The following is a 19,995-nucleotide window of genomic DNA, read 5'->3' as shown; positions in this document are numbered from 1 at the left end:
GGTGGGAGAGTACAGGCGGGATTTGTGTGGCATAACAAAGGGGCCGAAGCCCCTTTAAGTTATTTTTTCCTTTCGCTTTCGCTGACTCAGTTTTTGACCTGTTTGGTCGCAAAACCTTTATTCAGCTTACGCCAGTACACCAGCCAGGTGATCAGCGCACACACCACGTAAAACACCAGGAAGACTTTCATCGCGCCAGCCGGTGAGCCGGTCAGCGCCAGAGAGGTGCCAAAGGCTTTAGGGATAAAGAACCCGCCAATCGCGCCAATGGAAGAGATGAAACCGAGTGCCGCAGCGGTATCGGTCACGGCTTCGCGCAGGGCTTCGTCGTCACTTGCGCCGCGCGCTTTCGCCTGATCGGTGGTCAGTTTACGGAAGATCACCGCAATCATCTGGTAAGTTGAACCACTTCCCAGACCGGCCGTCAGGAACAGCACCATGAATACCGCGAAGAAGGCCGGGAAGTTACCGCCCACGCCGTTGACCGGCAGGGTCAGGAACAGCAGTCCGGCGAAGATGGCCATCAGGATGTAGTTCACCAGCGTCACACGGATCCCCCCCAGACGGTCGGACAACATGCCACCTGCAGAACGCGCCAGTGCACCGAAGAACGGACCGAAGAAGGCGAATTGCAAGATGTTAACGTCCGGGAACTGGGTTTTGGTCAGCATCGCGAAACCGGCGGAGAAGCCGATGAACGAGCCGAATGTCGCCAGATACAGAACGCTCATGATCCACAAGTGACCACGTTTGAGCACCGGTAGCTGCTGGCGGATCGACGCTTTAGAAGACGCCAGATCGTTCATACCAAACCACGCGGCAATCGTCCCGACCACCAGGAACGGTACCCAGATCCACGCGGCGTTTTGCAGCCAGATATCTGAGCCATTAGCCAGCGTTTGTTTATCGCTGAACGCAGCAAACACGCCAAGGGAGATAACCAGCGGAGCAACCAGCTGCATCACGCTGACGCCCAGATTACCCAGACCGCCGTTGATACCCAGCGCGCCGCCCTGTTTGGCTTTCGGGAAGAAGAAGCTGATGTTAGACATGCTGGAGGCGAAGTTCGCGCCGCCGAAGCCACACAGCAGTGCGATGATTAAGAAAGTGTTGTAGGAGGTGCTGATGTCCTGCACCGCAAAGCCCAGCCATACGCAAGGCAGAACCAGGAAGATGGTGCTAAGCGCCGTCCAGCGACGTCCGCCAAACAGCGGGATCATAAAGGAGTAAGGTACGCGCAGCAGTGCGCCGGACACGGACGGGATGGCAGTCAGCATAAACAGCTGATCGGTGGTGAAGTTAAAACCGACTTTGTTCAGGTTTACGGAAACCAGGCTGAACAGCATCCAGACGCAGAAACCCAGTAACAGGCACGGTACGGAAATCCATAAATTTCGGCTGGCGACTTTATGGCCGGTCTTTTCCCAAAATGCCGGGTCTTCCGGACGCCAGTCCTGCAACAGGCGGGACGGTTTTTTCGTCGGTGAAGCGGATGTGTGTGACATAAGAACCTCGAGTTGAAGCGCGTTATTGTTGTAATGGTTGAGTTATGTCGCACACACTAGGTAGAGCACCGCTTAGGGATGTTGATGCAAATCAACGCAACAGCAGGTGGAAAAAGGCGTTAAAATCATCCCAGACCCTTTGTGAGTATCGGGCTGCTTTCCAATAAAATGCTACTATTCATCAGGTTGATGACTTAATCCTTTGCCTGCCCCCTCAGACAGCACTTGCAGGGAAATAAAGGAGTAATCACAAAGAGGTATAGGGAAAGTCATCCGGATCATAAAAAATGCCCCCCATTACACTGCGGTTATCTTAGCACTAAGCGGTATATAACCAATTACTTAACGCTTTTTACAGCCACCGGAAACCCGATCCATGCTTAAACGCGCCCTGCCTTCTTTGTCGCTGGTCAGCCAGATTACATTGCTGATGCTGCTGCTCGGCCTGCTGGGCATTGGCGGCATGAGCATGGCAGCGTGGATGGCGGGCAGTATCGAAGGCAACGCACACGCTATCAATAAGGCCGGATCGTTGCGTATGCAGAGTTACCGGCTGCTGTCGGAAGTACCGCTCAGCGGGAAAAACACCGCTTACATTCGTCAGATGGAAGTCGATCAGAACAGCGCCGATCTGTTGCAGGCGGTCGAACGTGAAAACCTGCAACCACAGTTTCTGGCACTGCGTAATTACTGGCAAACCACGCTGCGCGATCAGGTGCTGACGGCCAAACGTCCGCAGGATATTTCCGCCAACGTCGCAGTGTTTGTCGGCCAGCTCGATGTGCTGGTCGCCACTCTCGAACACAAAACCGAATACCATTTACAGCAGATATCGCTTATCCAGCGTGCGCTGGTGGCGGTGACCCTGTTCCTGCTCGCCGTCACCATCTGGTTCCTGCGCCGCCACCTGCTGATGCCGTGGCGCAACCTGTTATCGCAGGCCAGCGCCATCACCGCCGGCGATTTCAGCCATCGCTATCAACGCAAACGCGTGGCAAATGGTGATGCGCACAACGAGATGGATATTCTGGGCGACTCGCTCAACAGCATGTCCCTGGCGCTGGCGGAAATGGTGGATAATCTGGCGCAGCGCGTGGCGGAAAAAACCGCCGATCTGCAACAAAAAAATCAGGTGCTGGATTATCTGTACCGCGTCAGCCGCCAGCTGCACACCAGCGAACCGCTGGACGTGCGGATGGAGCCGGTGCTGAAAGAGTTGCAGTCTCTGACCCCGCTGAGCGGAGTTCAGCTGCGTCAGTATGAGAACAACAGCGCCGAAGTTTTTAACGAATTCAGTAACGCATCGCCGCGCCAGCCGGTCAGCCCGAAGGTCGGGGAACACGCGGATGAAAACGGCGAATCACTGAGCTGGAGTTTGCGCGATGAGCGCGAGAACTACGGCGTGTTGCTGGCGCAGCTGCCACCGGGCCAGCATCTGGACGACGATCAGCAACAGCTGGTGACGACCCTGCTCGAACAGCTGACCAGTACGCTGATGCTGGCGCGGCAGGCAGAACATCAGCAGCAACTGATGCTGATGGAAGAAAGATCGGCCATCGCCCGCGAGCTGCACGATTCGCTGGCGCAGTCGCTGTCTTGCCTGAAAATTCAGGTCGCCTGCCTGCAGATGCACGCCGAATCGTTTTCCGAAGACGACAAAAATCTGTTAAAGCAAATGCGTGATGAGCTGAGCACCGCGTACCGTCAGCTGCGTGAACTGCTGACCACCTTCCGCCTGACGCTCAACACGCCCGGCCTGCGTGCCGCGCTGCAACATACCGTCGATGAATTCTCGCGCCGCATGGGGCTGACGGTCGGTTTTGATTATCAGATACCGCCACGTTCCGTACCCGCCAATCAGGGCATACATCTGCTGCACATCGCCCGCGAGGCGCTGAACAATGCGCACAAACACGCCAAAGCAACGCAGGTTTCGCTTTCCCTGCATTGCGATGACACAGAGATCACCATGCGCATCTGCGACAACGGTCAGGGCATTGATCAACACGCCGAACGGCAAAATCATTATGGCCTGATCATCATGCAGGATCGCGCCAGTACCTTACACGGCAGTTGCCGGTTTGACCGGCGCCCGGACGGCGGCACTGAAGTTGTGGTGCGTTTCCGCCCGGAAGCCCTGCCCATCAATCCCCAGGAGCAAGTATGAACGACATCACCCCTTCCACCATTTTGCTGATTGACGATCATCCTATGCTGCGTAACGGCGTCAAACAGCTGATAGCACTCGACACCAGCCTGCAAGTCATCGGAGAAGCCAGCAACGGCGAACAGGGCGTCGAGCTGGCGAAACAGCTCGATCCCGACCTGATCTTGCTGGACTTAAACATGCCCGGCATGAACGGGCTGGATACGCTGGATAAGATGCGCCAGACCTCGCTTTCCGGGCGTGTGGTGGTGTTCAGCGTGTCGAATCATGAAGATGACGTGGTGACGGCGCTCAAGCGCGGTGCCGACGGTTATCTGCTCAAAGACATGGAGCCGGAAGATTTGCTGACCGCGCTGCACAACGCCGCCGCCGGTAAGATGGTACTGAGCGAAGCCCTGACGCCAGTGCTGGCCGCCAGCCTGCGCGAAAGCCGTCCAAGCGGAGACAGGGATATTCAGTCACTGACGCCGCGCGAGCGTGACATCATCAAGCTGATTGCCGAAGGTCTGCCGAACAAGATGATCGCCCGCCGTCTGAACATCACTGAGAGCACGGTGAAAGTCCACGTTAAGCATCTGCTGAAAAAAATGAAACTTAAATCCCGTGTCGAGGCGGCAGTTTGGGTATTGCAAAGTAACGTGCTGTAAGCCTTTGCTTTATGGCGGGGCACAGCCATTGCGCCCCGCTGCGTGCGCGGTGTGGCGTTTTGTGCAATCTAAATCGAAATCATTACTATTCCGCTTCAATATTCGCTACTCTACCTCCATGATTTATAGCGCCGAATCCCATTCGACACCGACAATGCAAAGACTTCTCGACAGTTTCCGCGATACGCCCGTCAGTTGGGTGGCGGACACCTTCAAACCGCTGACACCGCTGGTGACCAACGCCGTGCCGATGTCGCACCTGACCACGGCCGAAGGCTGCGCCAGCGTGCTCAAACGCTATCTGGATGCCAACGCTGCCGACGCCGCACAGTGCGACAAACGCCGTGCGCGGATTTCGATGTGGTCACAATGGTATTTCGCCACCCTGTTGCCGAGCTGGGTCATCGTTTCCCTGCGCCACGGCTGGCAGTTGCCTATCGCTGCGCAAAATGTCTATTTGTGCATGCAGGAAGAGGGATTACCGGCGCAAATTTATCTCGACGGCGAGGGCGAAGCGCTGACGTCCGCCGAGCCAATGGCGCGGTTTGATGTGATGATCGAGCAGCATTTGCGCCCTGTGTGTGAAGCGCTGGCAGAATTCTCCGGTCTCAAGCCGGGTATTTACTGGAGTAACGCGGCGATCCGCGTCGGCTGGGGCGTTAAACAGGCGGAGCTGGCGAACGCGGATATCTCTGACGGCATGGCGCTGATGGAATCCCGTGAGCTGCGCTGGGGCGGTAAAAATCCGCTGTTCCAGCCGCTGCGCCCGGAAAACCCTGCCGATCCCGACAGCCCGCAATACCGTAAACAGTGCTGTCTGCGCTACGATCTGGCAGATCACGCGATGTGTCCTTCCTGCCCGTTATTGCTAGCAGAACGTAAATCCGGCAAAAGACGCAAAACGATGGCGGAGTAATTTCTAAATCCGCCAAAGGCTTACAAAACCTGACTAAGCTTAGCGTTAAAAATCATTGGATCTTAACCGCAGATAATTATAAGAATTAGGTTATATAGACCAACGAGGTATTCATCATGACTATGAAGAAATCGACGCTCAACTCGCTGGCCTCAGACGTGCTTGACACGCTGTCGCAACCCGTTAACCGCGTATGGAATATGTTAACTGGCACTCAGCAGCCGCTCAGAGCAAGGATTGTTCACCGTTATGCCGTTCCGTCTTCGCGCACCATCAGCGTGGCGGAGGGATTCTTCGGGTTTATCCCGGTGGAATCTTATGAAAACGAGCGTTTCATACTGGAAGTCGCGTACGCCGACAAGCAGTATCAGGTAGAAGTGCCACGCGCTTATTACCAGAAAAGTAACATCGGCGATGGGATCGACATCCACACGCTCTGACCCTTTTCACTCCCCCTTTTATTGCACAAACATTCCGCAGACAGGCGATGCTTCCGGGCATCGCCTGTTTTGTTTCATCTGCGTATTCCTCTTTAAATTCGGTTCAACCCCACAGATTTCGCTTTTATTTTGTTCAGTAGATGAAAATTATTGACATAATGATCACCTGAATTTAGAAAATTATTTACATTTCCTATCTGCTCATGACCTGAGGTTATTGATGACCAGCCAGACTTCCCCTGCTGTAGCCAGCGCCAGTCAGTCCCGTCGGGCACTTGTTGCCGGTTCCGTCGGCAACTTTATCGAATGGTACGAATTCGGTGTGTATGGTTATCTGGCGACGCTTATCGCCGGTAATTTCTTTACGCTGGAAGGCCAGACCGGCCTGACCGGCTTGCTGCTCACCTATGCCTCTTTCGCGCTGGCATTTTTCTGCCGTCCGATTGGGGCGATTATTTTTGGCCGCATCGGTGACCGCATTGGTCGTAAACCGACGCTCATCGCCGTGGTTTTACTGATGACCGTCGCCACCGCCATCATTGGCCTGCTGCCGACTTATGCCCAGATCGGCGTCGCGGCACCGCTCTTACTGACGCTGATGAGGATGTTTCAGGGGCTGTTCGCCGGAGGTGAATTCGGCGGCGCAGTCTCGCTGATGACCGAGTTCGCCCCGAAAGGCAAACGCGGTATTTACGGCGCCTGGCAGTCGTTCACCGTCTCCTTAGGTTTACTGACCGGTGTCGGGCTGGTGGCGATTCTGGTTCAGACACTGCCCGACGCGCAGATGAAAGACTGGGGCTGGCGTATTCCGTTCCTGCTCGCCCTGCCGATGGGGCTGGTAGCGCTGTGGCTGCGCCTCAAACTCGATGAAACGCCAAGTTTTGTGGCGAGTAAAAAGCCGGAAGTGAAAGCGCAAAAAACCGCTGCTGAGAAAGCCTCTGCCGTGGCCACCGCCAAAGCCATCGCGCTGGGGATTGGCCGCATGATGGGCTGGTCGGCGGGCGGTTATACTTTCCTCGTCGTAATGCCTTCTTATCTGCAAACCTCGCTGCACGCCACGTTTTTACAGGCGCTGGTCGCGACGGTATTGGCGAATGTCGGTTTTGCTATAGCAATCCTCCCTTCTGGCTGGCTGAGCGACAAAATTGGCCGTAAAAAAGTGATGATGGCGGCGGTGCTGGCGGTGATTATCCTCAGCTTCCCGCTGCTGCATCTGTTGCAAAATCCGGATAGCAGCCTGCTGGCGAAAGGTGTTGCGGTGCTGATCGCCGGGGCAACTATCGGCATGATTGCCGGACCCGGCCCGGCGATGCTGGCGGAAATGTTCCCGACCCGCGTGCGTTACACCGGCCTTGGTTTATCCTATTCGCTGTCAAACGCGGTGTTCTCCGGCTGCGCGGGTCTTATCATCACGGGTCTTATCAAAGAAACCGGCAATCTGGATATTCCGGCCTATTACGTGGTCGCAACCTGCATCGTCAGCCTGTTTGCGCTCATGACGCTGCGCAAAGATGACCATCTGCGCGAACTGGATAAATAACCGATGAGCGTGATGAATTTACAGTCGCGCTTAGCGGCGCTACAGGGAAGTTTTTCACAGGCTGAACAGCGGGTGATCACCCTTATTATCAGCGATCCGCCGGGCATCTCCCGGCTCGGCGTGGCGGAACTGGCCCGACGTGCTGCGACCAGCACCGCCACTGTGGTGCGCGCCAGCCGACGGTTAGGCTTCGAAGGTTATCCCGCGCTGCGGCTGGCATTAGCCGCCGAACTTCCACGCAAAGCGCCTGCCGGTGAGCCGCTGGTGGCGGATATCGGCGAGGACGACACGCCGAAACAGATCCTGCATAAACTGCTGGCATTTGAAGTGGAAGGCGCAAGTGCCACGGCGCAGTTGCTCAGCGGTGAAACGCTGGAGCAGGCGGTGAGCGTGCTGGCGCAGGCCAGACGCATCGATGTGTACGGCGCAGGCGCATCGGCGCTGGTCGCCCAGGATTTCTGCCAAAAGCTGCGCCGCGTTGGCGTCATCGCCCAGACTTACGGCAGCACCGATGAAAGTCTGGTCAGCGCCTGTCAGCTCACCTCTGCCGACGTCGCGCTGGCGATTTCCCACTCGGGCGAAACCACCGGCGTTCTCGATGCGCTTTTGCAGGCGAAATCCGCCGGTGCCAAAACGCTGGCGATCACCGCGGGCGGACGTTCTCCCCTCGCCCGCAAAGCCGACGCCGTGCTGCTGACCAGCGGGCGCGAGCTGGGTTTCCGCGCCGCCGCTATGGCCAGCCGCACCAGCCAGTTGCTGATCATCGATTGTCTTTACATCGGTATCGCCCAGCGGTTACCGGGCGCGCGCGATGCCCTGCGCAAAACCCACGACGCCGTCCGTCAGCGCCGCCGCTGAATTTCCGGCGATCCTTAAGAGGCCTTCTATACTTCTTAAAACACTGCGTTTTCTGAGGGCTTCTATGTTCACCCACTGGTTGGTATTTCCTGCCAGCGTCCTGCGCGGGCGCGGGGCGATTAAGCATTTGGGCGCGATGTGCGGACGTCTGGGACAGCGCGCCATGCTGGTCGGCGGCAAACGCGCGATTGCCAGCGTCGAGGCGAAAGTCGCCGACCAGCTGGAACAGCAGATGGTCAGTTATCTTGGCAGCGAAGTGTTTAACGGCGAATGTTGTCAGGAAGAGATCAACCGGCTGGCCGACATTTTCCGCACGCAGGGGGTGGAAGTGATCATTGCCACCGGCGGCGGTAAAGCCATCGATGCCACCAAAGCGGCGGGCGTTGCCTGCAATGTCCCGGTCGTCACTTTGCCGAGTATTGCGGGGACCTGTTCCGCCGTTACGTCGCTGACGTTTCGTTATCATCAGGACGGCCAGTTTCGCGATATGTACCCTCTCCCCTGCGGCCCGGCCGCTGCGGTTATCGACGCCGATCTTCTCGCCGCCGCCCCGCTACATTGGTTGTCAGCGGGCATCGGCGATACGCTGGCGAAGTGGTACGAATACCGCGCCATCAGCGATCTCAGCCAGCTCACCGGCCTGGCGGGCGTTGCCCGCACCAACAGCGAACTTTGCTATACCCTCATCGAACACTTCGCCGCTGACGCCTGTTTTGCCGTGCAGGAAGGCAAAGCCAACAACGCGCTCGAGCAGGTTCTTGACGCGATTTTTCTCTATGCAGGACTCACCTCAATCATGAGCAACGGCGCGCACACCGGCGCGGCACATGCCTTATACGAAGGTTTCACCGCCTGCGACAAAACCCGCCACGTCGCACACGGTCTGCTGGTCGGCTATGGGAATTTATGCCTGCTGGCGCTGGAGGGCCGCAGCGACGAAGAGTTGCTAACCGCGATTGCCCTCGCGCAGGCCAGTGCCGTTCCGACGCAGTTATCTCAGCTTGCCGGGGGGATCACGGAGGAGGATCTGGCAGTAATTATTGACCGGAGCCTGAGCACTCCGGATATGGGGAACATGCCGGGGGAGATTGAATTTGGCGCAATTCGGCGCGCAATAGACAGGGTCGAACAGTTATCTTTGCGGGGAGCCGCAGCGAAGGACAGAGATTAAACTCAAGATCAACGTCAAGATTTTGGGCGTCGGCATATCAGCGCCAGATATTGGCGGTTTTAAATGCTGGTCGAGTACTGCTTTACATAGCCTTTGGCCGCGTTCAAAAATCACGCCGGAGGAAGAAGTGGAAAAAGACGCGAGTCCAAAAGTTGGCGAGCCATCCAAACTGTTATATATATTCATCACCATACTGTATCTGTTATACAACCCCTCTCCATGTTTCAATCTCTCCCCTTATTAAATTCCCTATTTTGAATAAATTTTAACCATCCTGGTTCTACCACCTATGATTGGTTAAAGGGCTCACCTGCAAAAAAAGAGGTTTTATGTTTGGTCTGGATGCCTTTGAGCTGGCACGTATACAGTTCGCCTTCACCGTTTCATTCCACATTATATTTCCGGCTATCACCATCGGGCTGGCCAGTTTTCTGGCCGTGCTCGAAGGGATGTGGCTGAAAACCAGGAAAGAGGAATATCGCGATCTTTACCACTTCTGGTCGAAAATTTTTGCCGTAAACTTCGGGATGGGCGTGGTTTCCGGGCTGGTGATGGCTTACCAGTTCGGCACTAACTGGAGCTTTTTCTCCTCGTTCGCGGGCAGTATTACCGGCCCGCTGCTGACTTATGAAGTGCTCACCGCCTTCTTCCTCGAAGCCGGTTTTCTCGGCGTAATGCTGTTCGGCTGGAACCGCGTCGGCCCCGGGCTACACTTCTTCGCAACCTGTATGGTGGCCCTCGGGACGCTGATGTCGACGTTCTGGATCCTCGCGTCCAACAGCTGGATGCACACGCCGCAGGGTTATGAAATCGTTAATAATCAGGTGATCCCGGTAGACTGGTTTAAGGTGATTTTCAATCCATCCTTCCCCTACCGGCTGCTGCACATGACCACCGCCGCGTTCCTGTCTTCGGCGTTCTTTGTCGGCGCGTCTGCCGCCTGGCATCTGCTGAAAGGGCGCAATACGCCGGCGATGCGCACCATGCTGTCAATGGCGATGTGGATGGCGCTGATCGTCTCGCCGATCCAGGCGTTTCTTGGCGACGCACACGGGCTGAACACGCTTAAATACCAGCCCGCTAAAATCGCCGCCATTGAAGGCCACTGGGAGAATAAAGACAGCGAACCGACGCCGCTGATCCTGTTTGGTTATCCGGACATGAACCGCGAGGAAACCCGTTATGCCCTCGAAATCCCCTATCTCGGCAGCCTGATCCTGACCCACAGCCTGTCGCAGCAAATTCCGGCGCTGAAGTCCTTCCCGAAAGAAGATCGCCCGAACTCAACCATCATCTTTTATACCTTCCGCATCATGGCCGGACTGGGAATGCTGATGATCGTGCTGGGTCTGTGGAGCCTGTATCTGCGCTGGCGCGGCAATTTGTATGAGAACAGAGCCTTCCTGCATTTTGCCTTATGGATGGGGCCTTCAGGGCTTATCGCGTTGCTGGCGGGCTGGTTTACCACAGAAATCGGGCGGCAACCGTGGGTGGTATACGGCCTGCTGCGCACCAAAGATGCCGTATCGAATCACGGGGCGATGCAGATGAGCATCAGCCTGCTGCTGTTTGTGGTGATTTACTCATCAGTGTTCGGCGTGGGCTACATCTACATGATGAAACTGATCCGCAAAGGCCCGCAGCCGCATGAAGGACAAAGCAGTGAGCACGGCGGTCCGGGGCAGCATCGCACACCGGCGCGTCCGCTCTCGGCCATCAAAGAATCGCTCGACGATGAAGGTAAAGGAGTCTGATATGGGTATCGATCTGCCGCTGATTTGGTTTTTGATCATCGTCTTTGGCGTGATGATGTACGTAGTGATGGACGGTTTCGATCTGGGGATCGGCCTGCTGTTTCCGCTGGTCAAAGAAGAACATGAGCGTGACGTGATGATGAACACCGTCGCCCCGGTCTGGGACGGTAATGAAACCTGGCTGGTGCTCGGCGGTGCGGGGCTGTTCGGCGCGTTTCCGCTGGCCTATTCGGTGATTCTGGACGCGCTGGCGATCCCGCTGACGCTGATGCTGTTCGGCCTGATTTTTCGCGGCGTGGCGTTTGAGTTTCGCTTCAAGGCCAGCGCGGAGAAACGCCATGTGTGGGATAAATCATTTATCGGCGGCTCGGTGCTGGCGACGTTCTGTCAGGGCGTGGTGCTGGGAGCGGTGATAAGCGGCATTCCGGTGGTCAATCGTGCTTACGCGGGCGGCGCGCTGGACTGGCTGACGCCGTTCAATCTGTTCTGCGGACTGGGTCTGGTGGTCGCTTACGCCCTGCTTGGCTGTACCTGGCTTATCATGAAAACCGAAGGCGCGTTGCAGGAGAATATGCACAGCCGCGTCAAACCGCTGCTGTTCACCCTGCTGGCGGTGCTCGCGATTATCAGCATCTGGACGCCGCTGACGCATGGCGACATCGCCGATCGCTGGTTCACACGGCCAAATCTTTTCTGGTTCCTGCCGGTGCCGGTGCTGGTCGTGCTGGTCTCGGTATGGATGCTGCGGGCAGTAAACCGTCAGGCTCACCACACGCCGTTTCTGCTGACGCTGGCGCTGGTATTTCTCGGTTATACCGGCCTTGGGATCAGCATCTGGCCGAACATTATCCCGCCATCGATATCCATCTGGGAAGCCGCGTCACCGCCGCAGAGTCAGGGCTTTATGCTGGTTGGCGCGCTGTTTATCATTCCTATTATTCTGGTCTATACCTTCTGGAGCTATTACGTATTCCGCGGAAAAGTGACGCCGGATCAGGGCTATCATTGATGAAAGCGAGGTGAAAAAATGAAAAAGCTGATCAGAGAAATGGACCAGGATACCGTCATCAAACAACCGTTCTGGAAACGCGTCGGCTGGATGGCGATGATCTGGCTTTGCAGCGTGCTGGCGCTGTTTGCCGTTGCCTCTGTGTTTAAGCTGCTGATGGCGGCAGCGGGTATGCGCACGCACTGAGTGAAATTCGTAAGATAAAAAAACCTCCGTCATCACTGGCGGAGGTTTTTGTTTTCAGTGAGGCACAGAGTGAATCAGAGCAGCACGTTATCCAGCCGGTCATCGTCGATGCCGTCAGGTTCAAGATGGGCAGTAACGTCAGCGGATTTAAACAGTTTACTGACCGCCATTTCAGCGGCGTCGCCAATTTCATGGCCGATATCGACCGATAACGCACCGTCAACTTCAACGTGGAACTCGACGAATACGCGGTCACCACCGTTACGGGTGCGGATATCATGCACGCCGCGCACGCCCTCAACGCTCAACACCGCCGCCTTCACCCGTTTGCGATCCACAATATCCAGTTCGCGGTCCAGCAACTGCTTGAGCGCATCCGCCGCCATGCCGCGCGCGTTCCAGATCATATAAAAGGAAATCAGCAGTGCACCGATGGAGTCCGAACGGGTCCAGCCGAGATGACGCTCGAGGATCAACGCCACCAGCACCGCGATATTCACCGCGACATCCGTGATGTAATGCGCACGGTCAGCGGCGATGGCCGTCGAGCCAGTGCGTTTCACGACGTAAGTTTGCATCAGCACCAAACCGGTCGCGGCAATCGAGCTGCCGATAATGACCCAGATGCCTAAACCAAGCTGCGCCAGCGGTTGCGGATTAATGATACGGCCGATGGATTCGCCGCCGAGCACCAGCCCCGCCGCGCCCAGCAGCAGTGCCTGTACAAACGCCGCCACGGCCTCAGCCTTGCCGTGACCATACCGGTGACCCTTATCCGCCGGGCGCAGCGCGTAGCGTACGCCAATCAGCGTCACCATCGATGCCAGCACGTCCACCAGGCCATCAGCCGCCGAGGTAAGCAACGCAATCGAGCCGGTCGCCGCCCAGGCCCACACTTTTACGCAGACCAGAATCAGCGCCACGCACAGCGACACCAGCGACGCAATACGTGTCAGTCCTTTATAAGAAGGTGCAGGACGGCTCATAGTTTGCCCCACGGAAGTACAGCAGTTTGGGAAGTCATCACAGGAAGTTCCTGAAGCAGAGAATCAACTTTATTTTGAAAAATACAAATACCAGCCCTGCATTATACATCCTTTTGACGTTTTCGGAGCTTCCCTATGGTTTGGATCTTCGTGCCCTCACTGAGGTTTATTGACCTATATTTACTTGCATTTACATCAATACACTCTAGGTTAAAACAAGATTTCCTTGTTCCGGTCAGCCCCGCCGATAATCAGAAGAGCATTATGACAAACGATAACCAGCCACAATCTTCCGCGTCGGATGACGCACACACTGAATATGATTCCAGCCAGATTAAATCGGGAGAAGGCCACAGCAAAGATCCTGACAACGAAAAAGACGCTAAAGACAGCGATGAGTCGGAGGCAAAAGGGAAAGGTCCCGGTAAAAAACCGCTGATTATTCTCGGAATTGTCGTGGTGATCATGCTGATTGTCGCGCTGGTCTGGTGGCTGATGACCAAAGATCAGGTCAACACTGATGATGCCTTTATCGAAGGCGATGCCGTCACCATTGCGCCGAAAATCGCCGGGTACGTGACCAGCCTGTCGGTGAAAGATAACCAGTTCGTCAAAAAAGGCGATCTGCTGGTGGAAATTGATCCGCGTGACGCCACCGCGCAGCGCGATCAGGCGCAGGCTCAGCTCGGGCTGGCCGTCGCACAACTCCATCAGGCGCAGGTTCAGTTTGATCTGGCAAAAGTACAATATCCCGCACAGCTCGCGCAGGCCAAAGCGCAGCAAACGCGCGCCGAAGCCAGCCTGATGAATGCCACCGCCGATTTCCGCCGTCAGCGCGGCGTCGATCCGCGTGCCACCACGCAACAGAATATCGACTCCTCTAATGCGCAGGTGCGTTCTGCGGCGGCAGATTTAGAGAATGCCAAAGCGCAGGTGCAGGTTGCCGCTCAGGTTCAGCTGCAAATCCGTCAGGCCGAAACCAACGTCGAAGCCCGTCAGCAACAGGTTGAACAGGCGAAAGCTCAGCTGGAAAGCGCCACGCTTAACCTGTCTTATGCGCAGGTGCGCGCACCGTTCGACGGCTACGTCACCAAGCGAAATGTGCAGCTCGGCACGCTGGTGCAGGCCGGTTCGTCATTGTTCTCGGTGGTTTCTAAAGACATCTGGGTGGCGGCTAACTTTAAAGAATCTCAGCTTGAGCGCATGCGTCCGGGCAATAAAGTTGAAATCACCGTGGATGCTTATCCCGATATCAAATTGCAGGGCCACGTTGACAGCGTTCAGCAGGGTACCGGCTCACGCTTCTCAGCTTTCCCGGCGGAAAACGCCACCGGTAACTACGTGAAAATCGTTCAGCGCGTGCCGGTCAAAATCGTCATCGACAGTGGTCTGGATCCGAAACAACCTCTGCCACTCGGCCTGTCTGTTGATCCGACGGTGACCGTCGAATGACCGAAGACCGCAGTTACTGGAAACCCAAGGCTAATCCCTGGGCGGTTGCTGCCGTTGTCACCATCGCGGTGTTCATGGAAATTCTGGACACCACGATAGTCAACGTGGCGCTGCCGCACGTCGCCGGTTCGCTCTCCTCAAGCTACGACGAATCGACATGGGTACTGACCTCCTACTTAGTCGCCAACGGCATCGTTTTGCCGATTTCCGCATTCCTTAGCCGCGTGATGGGGCGTAAAACGTACTTCCTGATTTGTATCGGGATGTTCACCGTCTGTTCATTCCTGTGCGGGATCGCCACCGAACTGTGGCAAATGATTTTGTTCCGCATTTTGCAGGGCTTCTTCGGCGGCGGTTTGCAGCCGATCCAACAATCGGTGCTGCTTGATTACTTCAAACCGGCCGATCGCGGTAAGGCGTTTGGGCTCTCTTCGATTGCCATCATCGTGGCACCGGTAGTCGGCCCGACGCTCGGCGGTTACATCACCGACCACTTCAGCTGGCGCTGGGTGTTTTTGATCAACATTCCGGTGGGAATTATTGCCCTGCTGGCGATTTATCAACTGCTGGAAGACCCGCCGTGGGAGCGTAAAGCCAAAGGTAAACTGAGTATTGATTACATCGGTATCGGGCTGATTGCGCTGGGGCTGGGCTGTTTGCAGGTGATGATGGACCGCGGCGAGGACGATGACTGGTTTAAATCCGGCTTTATCGTCACTTTCGCGGTACTGGCGGCGACCGGGATCATCGGGGCAATTTACTGGCTGCTGTACGCCAAAAAGCCCGTGGTCGACCTGCGCTGTCTGAAGGATAAGAACTTTGCAGTAGCCGGATTGCTGATGGCCGGTATGGCGATGATTCTCTATGGCAGCTCGGTGGTGATCCCGCAGCTGGCGCAGCAACAGCTGGGTTATACCGCAACACTTTCGGGGCTGGTGATGTCGCCCGGCGCGATACTGATCGTGCTGTCGATCCCGCTGGTGCTGAAACTGATGCCGATTATTCAGACGCGTTATATCATCGCCTTCGGGTTCTTCCTGCTGGCTGCGTCGTTCATCTTTTCGGCGCGGCTGACGCCAAACGTTGATTTCGAAACGCTGGTGCTGTTTCGCAGCGCGCAGTCAATCGGCCTCGGGTTCCTGTTTGTGCCGCTGACCACCATCGCGTTTATCACTATTCCGCAGCGCATGAACGCCGATGCCGCCGCGCTGTTCACCATGTTCCGTAACGTCGCCGGATCGATTGGCATTTCGCTGGCGACCGCCGGAGTGACCGAGCGAACGCAGGCGCACAGCGCGCACATGGTGCACAACATGTCGCCGCTCAACGAACAGTTTAATCAGGCCGTGACCAAAAGCGCCGCCGCTATCCGCGATTTCGCCCATGTGCTGGGCGACCCGATGCAGCTTGCCACCGCGCGGATGTATCAGGAGATGGTGTCGCAGTCGCGCATTCTGGCCTACATCGATGTGTTCGGCTATTGCGCAATCGTCGCCGTTATTTTGATCCCATTTTGTTTCCTGCTTTCGCCAGTTAAGAGCGAAGGTAATGCCGGAGCACACTAAGTTGAATACGACCCGGAAGTTAGAGAAAAACACCTCATTGTTGCAAATTATAGTTTGGGGGAAATCGGCTATACCCCACCCCAACCCTCCCCTTCGCAGGGGAGGGAGCGCTCCGTCATTCTGCATTTCCCGCGAGAGCAGTTCGGCATTTCGCGCCTCCCCCTGTGAAGTTGGAGGCTGGGAGGGGGTATTGCATACCGGCTCCCGTTTACTGGCTTTTTCAGCCCTGACTCTTGCCCTCACCGCCTGCTCCGTTGGCCCGGACTATCAGAAACCTCAGACCGCGACGCCGGGAGCATTTAACGATCTTAGCAAGCCAAAAGACGCCGACGGCGCCTCAGTGGCACTGCCTTCCGAGCCAAATCCGCTGTGGTGGAAAGCCTTTAACGATCCGCAACTCGACAGTCTGGTGACCCGCGCTATTGCCGGGAATATCTCCCTGCAACAGGCGGTGTTACGCATCGCCGGCGCGCGCGAACAGGTGACACAGGCCAAAGGCGCGTGGCTGCCGTCGGTACAGGGCAACGCCAAAGTCACCCGGCAGCAGCTCGGCCTGAAAGGTATTCTGGATTCCAGCGGTGCTTCTTCGCAGCTTAACGATCTCAGCCCGGAAGCCTCGGGAGCTATCGACACCGCCACGCGGCCGGTGGATTTGTATCAGGGAAGTTTCGACGCCAGCTGGGAGCTGGATCTGTTCGGCGGCACCCGTCGTCAGGTGGAAGCCGCCAATGCGCAGACCCAGTCCTCTGTCGAGCAGCGTAACGATGCGCTGGTCTCGCTGGAGGCCGAAGTAGCCCGCGCTTATCTGCAACTGCGCGGTGCGCAAAGTATTACCGCGTCGATTCAAACACAGATCGACGTCGCGCAGCAGACGCTGGATCTGACGCAAAACCGTCAGCAAAACGGTCTTTCGCCACAGCTCGACGTAGAAAACGCCCGTGCCCAGTTAGGGTCACTGCGCGCCCAGTTGCCGCAGTATCAGGCGCAGGAGCGTCAGGCGATGAACGGGCTGGCAGTATTGCTTGGCCAGACGCCGGGTTCGCTCGATGGCGAACTTGCCGCGCCGAAACCGATGCCTACGCTGCCCGCCGCCGTGCCGGTTGGCGTGCCTTCGCAGCTGGCGCGCCGTCGTCCGGACGTACGCAAAGCCGAAGCAGATCTGCATGCCGCGACGGCCAATATCGGCGTCTCGGTTGCGCAATTGTTCCCGAGCATCTCGCTCACCGGCCAGTTTGGTATGCGTAACACCGACGCCAGCTACCTCGATAACTGGAGCAGCCATTTTTACTCCGTCGGCCCTTCCGTCACCGTACCGATCTTCCAGGGCGGACGGCTGGTGTCCAGCGTGCATCTCTCCCGCGCCCAGCAGGCCAACGCCGCACTGAACTATCGCCAGACGGTGCTGACCGCCTTGCAGGATGTGGATAATGCGCTGGTCAGCTACCGTACCGATCAGGATCAGGTCAGCGGACTGGATCAAACCACCGAAGCCTTGCAGACGGCATTTGATCTGGCGAGCGACAGCTATCGTCAGGGGCTCTCGACCTTTATCAACGTGCTTGATGCCCAGCGCCAGCTGGCGCAGGCGCATCAGCAATCCGCCGAAGCGAAAGTGAAAACCAGCACCGATCTGGTCTCGCTGTACAAAGCATTGGGCGGCGGCTGGGAACCGTATCAGAACGTGGATTTACCGACCTACACCGTGTTTGGCCCGGCGGCGACGCCGGGCGTAAAAATAAAAACCACAGCCGGGGAATAACCGCAGCATGAACGATATTGCAACAGAAGAGAAAAAGCCCAGCTGCGATTCAGTGATCAACAGCGTTGCCTATCGCGACGGCAAGCGGTTGCAGGATGTGACCGTTGAGGACATCAGCGAAGTGTTGAAAGAGCCGGACACTTTTGTCTGGCTTGGGCTGTGGCAGCCGGAAGACAGCTACATGCGCAGCGTTCAGGAGGAATTTGGCCTGCATGACCTGGCAATTGAAGATGCACTGACCGCCCACCAGCGGCCCAAAATCGAGCAGTACGGCGAGTCGTTGTTTATCGTCGCGCACACCGCGCAGAAGGTGAAGGAAACCATCGAGTACGGCGAAACGCACATGTTTCTCGGTAAAAACTTCCTGATAACCATCCGCCACGGCGCATCGTCGAGCTATTTGCAGGTGCGCAATCACGCCGAAGAACGCCCGGACATGCTGGTAAAAGGCCCGGCCTACGCGCTGTACTGCATTCTGGACTCCATCGTCGATAACTATCTGGAAATTCTGCACCAGTACACCGAAGAGTTTGATGCCATTGAAAAGCTGATGTTCCAGAACACCTTCAACCAGCAGGCGGTGCAGCAGGTGTACAAGCTGCGTCGCGATTTGCTGTCACTGCGTAACTCCGCTGTGCCAATGGAAGATATTTGTAACCAGCTCAGCCATCATTACGAAGAACTGGTGCCAAAAGGCCTGCGCGCCTATATCCGCGACGTGCAGGACCACGCTAATCAGGTGATCAAAACCACTGACGACATGCGCGAAATGCTCTCCAACGCCATGCATGTGAATCTGGCGCTGGTGTCGGTACATCAGAACGAAGTGGTGCAGCGGCTGGCGGGCTGGGGGGCAATTCTGGCGATCCCGACCGTGGTCTTCAGCCTGTACGGCATGAACTTTAAAAACATGCCGGAGCTGGATGACTGGTGGGGGTATCCGGTGACGCTCGGCGTGACCTTTGTCGGCTGCGTGTGGTTGTACTGGAAGTTGAAAAAGTCCGGCTGGTTATAAATAATCATCGAATAACGTTCACAAGCGAATAACATATTCATCTGTTATTCGCTGCCTTTAATTTTCCTGACAATGTAAACCCGTCTTTATTATATTTTCGCTTCCCTGCTCCCCTCCATTCCTTATATACTCATCCGCATCTTTCCCGACGGAAAATATTTCAGCCATGTCAGTCCGCTTCGCGATTTCACAGTTTATGCATTCACTGCGCTTGCCCGGCAAGCGGGTCAGTGCGTTGCTGTTCGCATTATGCTGGCTCATGCTGAATGCCCAACTGGCGCTCGCCAGCCATCAGTGTGACATGCGTCCGCCGGTGGAAAATACGCAGATGCAGCACAACGAATTCATGCAAATGCCTGATTCAACGGAGCATATGCAGAGTCAGTCGGTGCTGTGCGAGAAGCATTGCGTACCGGAAAGAACCCAGTCCGACGGCAGTTCCTTACCGCTGCTGGCGTTGCCCGTCGTGCAAGCACTCGCCCTGACCACCGTGGATGCGCGTACCGCCGTCACCACCGCCGACTGGATCGCCCCGCCTGTCACCGCCCCCCCTGCCGAAGTCCGGTTCTGTCGATTTAGAGAATAAGTCCCGCTGTCACGGATGTTTTTCTGCATCCGCATTAAATGAAATTTATTTATCAAAATAATGTCATTTTTCATCTAACGACAGTTGGAGTATTTCCCATGCGTATTTTATTTACATCATTATTGTTTAGTCTTTTCTTTATATCTTCTTATTCTCTTGCCGATGCCATGCCAATGGCACACGACCACATGGCGATGCAAAACCTGCAAACGTATGGTTCCGAAGGGGTGATTACCCAATGGCAGTCCGACCGCGTCGGTATTTCTCATCACGCCATCCCGGCACTGAAATGGCCGGCGATGACCATGAATTTCCGTCTGCCGCCCGAAATCAGCCCCAACGCCCTCCCCGCTGGCACGCCGGTGGCGTTCACCTTTGTCAAAACTGAGTCCGCTTATCAGTTACAGACGCTGACGCCGCTGACACGCTGACCGGGAGA

18 protein-coding genes are annotated in these 19,995 nt (G+C 56.3%); 16 read left to right on the top strand and 2 right to left on the bottom strand.

The window, feature by feature from the left end; translation table 11 throughout:
• Window positions 1–86: 86 nt before the first annotated feature.
• Entirely contained in the window at window positions 87–1,505 is a 1,419-nt protein-coding gene (locus tag ACMHLI_RS06550) for a NarK family nitrate/nitrite MFS transporter (protein WP_413528743.1), read from the bottom strand.
• A gap of 376 nt (window positions 1,506–1,881) precedes the next feature.
• Between ACMHLI_RS06550 and narX the strand changes: the two genes are divergently transcribed.
• The 10 genes from narX (at window position 1,882) to ACMHLI_RS06500 (ending at window position 12,193) form a co-directional block, all read left to right on the top strand.
• Window positions 1,882–3,672 (top strand): nitrate/nitrite two-component system sensor histidine kinase NarX, encoded by a 1,791-nt coding sequence (gene narX, locus ACMHLI_RS06545; protein ID WP_413528742.1) that lies wholly within the window; start codon window positions 1,882–1,884, stop codon window positions 3,670–3,672.
• Window positions 3,669–4,319, top strand: a complete 651-nt coding sequence (narL, locus tag ACMHLI_RS06540) for a two-component system response regulator NarL (RefSeq protein ID WP_112169481.1) — start codon at window positions 3,669–3,671, stop codon at window positions 4,317–4,319. Before narX ends, narL begins: the two co-directional genes overlap by 4 nt.
• Before the next feature lie 61 nt (window positions 4,320–4,380).
• Complete coding sequence (fhuF, locus tag ACMHLI_RS06535; protein WP_413528741.1) at window positions 4,381–5,235, top strand: siderophore-iron reductase FhuF; 855 nt, start codon at window positions 4,381–4,383, stop codon at window positions 5,233–5,235.
• Window positions 5,236–5,351: 116 nt separating this feature from the next.
• On the top strand, window positions 5,352–5,675 hold the full coding sequence (locus ACMHLI_RS06530; protein ID WP_413528740.1) for a hypothetical protein: 324 nt from the start codon (window positions 5,352–5,354) through the stop codon (window positions 5,673–5,675).
• 220 nt (window positions 5,676–5,895) lie between these two features.
• Entirely contained in the window at window positions 5,896–7,215 is a 1,320-nt protein-coding gene (locus tag ACMHLI_RS06525) for an MFS transporter (protein ID WP_413528739.1), read from the top strand.
• 3 nt (window positions 7,216–7,218) lie between these two features.
• A complete protein-coding gene (locus tag ACMHLI_RS06520; protein ID WP_413528738.1) occupies window positions 7,219–8,073 on the top strand; it encodes a MurR/RpiR family transcriptional regulator in 855 nt (284 codons plus the stop codon).
• Between the two features lie 64 nt (window positions 8,074–8,137).
• The gene (locus ACMHLI_RS06515; RefSeq protein WP_413528737.1) at window positions 8,138–9,244 is read left to right on the top strand and encodes an iron-containing alcohol dehydrogenase family protein; all 1,107 of its coding nucleotides are present in this window, start codon (window positions 8,138–8,140) and stop codon (window positions 9,242–9,244) included.
• A gap of 329 nt (window positions 9,245–9,573) precedes the next feature.
• Window positions 9,574–10,998: a cytochrome ubiquinol oxidase subunit I gene (locus ACMHLI_RS06510; RefSeq protein ID WP_413528736.1), complete on the top strand. Its 1,425-nt coding sequence runs from the start codon at window positions 9,574–9,576 to the stop codon at window positions 10,996–10,998.
• A 1-nt stretch (window position 10,999) separates the two neighbouring features.
• Window positions 11,000–12,007, top strand: a complete 1,008-nt coding sequence (gene cydB / locus ACMHLI_RS06505) for a cytochrome d ubiquinol oxidase subunit II (RefSeq protein ID WP_413528735.1) — start codon at window positions 11,000–11,002, stop codon at window positions 12,005–12,007.
• Between the two features lie 39 nt (window positions 12,008–12,046).
• Window positions 12,047–12,193 carry a DUF2474 domain-containing protein gene (locus tag ACMHLI_RS06500; RefSeq protein WP_413529014.1) on the top strand — a complete coding sequence of 49 codons (147 nt, stop codon included), beginning with the start codon at window positions 12,047–12,049 and terminating at the stop codon, window positions 12,191–12,193.
• A gap of 74 nt (window positions 12,194–12,267) precedes the next feature.
• On the opposite strand, the gene ACMHLI_RS06495 is transcribed toward ACMHLI_RS06500, so the two are convergent.
• Window positions 12,268–13,179, bottom strand: coding sequence for a cation diffusion facilitator family transporter (locus ACMHLI_RS06495; protein ID WP_413528734.1), 912 nt, complete (start codon window positions 13,177–13,179; stop codon window positions 12,268–12,270).
• A gap of 264 nt (window positions 13,180–13,443) precedes the next feature.
• Between ACMHLI_RS06495 and ACMHLI_RS06490 the strand changes: the two genes are divergently transcribed.
• From ACMHLI_RS06490 to ACMHLI_RS06465, 6 genes are all read left to right on the top strand, one after another.
• Window positions 13,444–14,631, top strand: a complete 1,188-nt coding sequence (locus tag ACMHLI_RS06490) for an HlyD family secretion protein (protein WP_413528733.1) — start codon at window positions 13,444–13,446, stop codon at window positions 14,629–14,631.
• On the top strand, window positions 14,628–16,196 hold the full coding sequence (locus ACMHLI_RS06485; RefSeq protein WP_413528732.1) for a DHA2 family efflux MFS transporter permease subunit: 1,569 nt from the start codon (window positions 14,628–14,630) through the stop codon (window positions 16,194–16,196). The genes ACMHLI_RS06490 and ACMHLI_RS06485 overlap by 4 nt, the downstream gene beginning before the upstream one ends.
• 190 nt (window positions 16,197–16,386) lie before the next feature.
• A complete protein-coding gene (locus tag ACMHLI_RS06480; RefSeq protein WP_413528731.1) occupies window positions 16,387–17,955 on the top strand; it encodes an efflux transporter outer membrane subunit in 1,569 nt (522 codons plus the stop codon).
• Between the two features lie 7 nt (window positions 17,956–17,962).
• Window positions 17,963–18,970, top strand: a complete 1,008-nt coding sequence (corA, locus tag ACMHLI_RS06475; RefSeq protein WP_413528730.1) for a magnesium/cobalt transporter CorA — start codon at window positions 17,963–17,965, stop codon at window positions 18,968–18,970.
• 166 nt (window positions 18,971–19,136) lie between these two features.
• A complete protein-coding gene (locus ACMHLI_RS06470; RefSeq protein ID WP_413528729.1) occupies window positions 19,137–19,556 on the top strand; it encodes a hypothetical protein in 420 nt (139 codons plus the stop codon).
• A gap of 98 nt (window positions 19,557–19,654) precedes the next feature.
• Window positions 19,655–19,987 (top strand): copper-binding protein, encoded by a 333-nt coding sequence (locus ACMHLI_RS06465; protein WP_413528728.1) that lies wholly within the window; start codon window positions 19,655–19,657, stop codon window positions 19,985–19,987.
• The last annotated feature ends 8 nt before the right edge of the window (window positions 19,988–19,995 follow it).

Origin of the sequence: Rahnella inusitata (assembly GCF_965118895.1) — a bacterium.
Taxonomy (GTDB): Bacteria; Pseudomonadota; Gammaproteobacteria; order Enterobacterales; family Enterobacteriaceae; genus Rahnella; species Rahnella inusitata_A.
Note: the sequence above shows the minus strand (reverse complement) of the source record. Positions and strands in the feature narration are given on the sequence as shown.

Coding starts and splice junctions, on each gene's coding strand:
- narL (WP_112169481.1), top strand. CDS start 3,669: ATGAACGACATCACCCCTTCCACCATTTTGCTGATTGACGATCATCCT.
- ACMHLI_RS06485 (WP_413528732.1), top strand. CDS start 14,628: ATGACCGAAGACCGCAGTTACTGGAAACCCAAGGCTAATCCCTGGGCG.
- ACMHLI_RS06525 (WP_413528739.1), top strand. CDS start 5,896: ATGACCAGCCAGACTTCCCCTGCTGTAGCCAGCGCCAGTCAGTCCCGT.
- ACMHLI_RS06490 (WP_413528733.1), top strand. CDS start 13,444: ATGACAAACGATAACCAGCCACAATCTTCCGCGTCGGATGACGCACAC.
- ACMHLI_RS06530 (WP_413528740.1), top strand. CDS start 5,352: ATGACTATGAAGAAATCGACGCTCAACTCGCTGGCCTCAGACGTGCTT.
- narX (WP_413528742.1), top strand. CDS start 1,882: ATGCTTAAACGCGCCCTGCCTTCTTTGTCGCTGGTCAGCCAGATTACA.
- corA (WP_413528730.1), top strand. CDS start 17,963: ATGAACGATATTGCAACAGAAGAGAAAAAGCCCAGCTGCGATTCAGTG.
- ACMHLI_RS06500 (WP_413529014.1), top strand. CDS start 12,047: ATGGACCAGGATACCGTCATCAAACAACCGTTCTGGAAACGCGTCGGC.
- ACMHLI_RS06510 (WP_413528736.1), top strand. CDS start 9,574: ATGTTTGGTCTGGATGCCTTTGAGCTGGCACGTATACAGTTCGCCTTC.
- ACMHLI_RS06495 (WP_413528734.1), bottom strand. CDS start 13,179: ATGAGCCGTCCTGCACCTTCTTATAAAGGACTGACACGTATTGCGTCG.
- ACMHLI_RS06465 (WP_413528728.1), top strand. CDS start 19,655: ATGCGTATTTTATTTACATCATTATTGTTTAGTCTTTTCTTTATATCT.
- ACMHLI_RS06470 (WP_413528729.1), top strand. CDS start 19,137: ATGTCAGTCCGCTTCGCGATTTCACAGTTTATGCATTCACTGCGCTTG.
- ACMHLI_RS06520 (WP_413528738.1), top strand. CDS start 7,219: ATGAGCGTGATGAATTTACAGTCGCGCTTAGCGGCGCTACAGGGAAGT.
- ACMHLI_RS06515 (WP_413528737.1), top strand. CDS start 8,138: ATGTTCACCCACTGGTTGGTATTTCCTGCCAGCGTCCTGCGCGGGCGC.
- cydB (WP_413528735.1), top strand. CDS start 11,000: ATGGGTATCGATCTGCCGCTGATTTGGTTTTTGATCATCGTCTTTGGC.
- ACMHLI_RS06550 (WP_413528743.1), bottom strand. CDS start 1,505: ATGTCACACACATCCGCTTCACCGACGAAAAAACCGTCCCGCCTGTTG.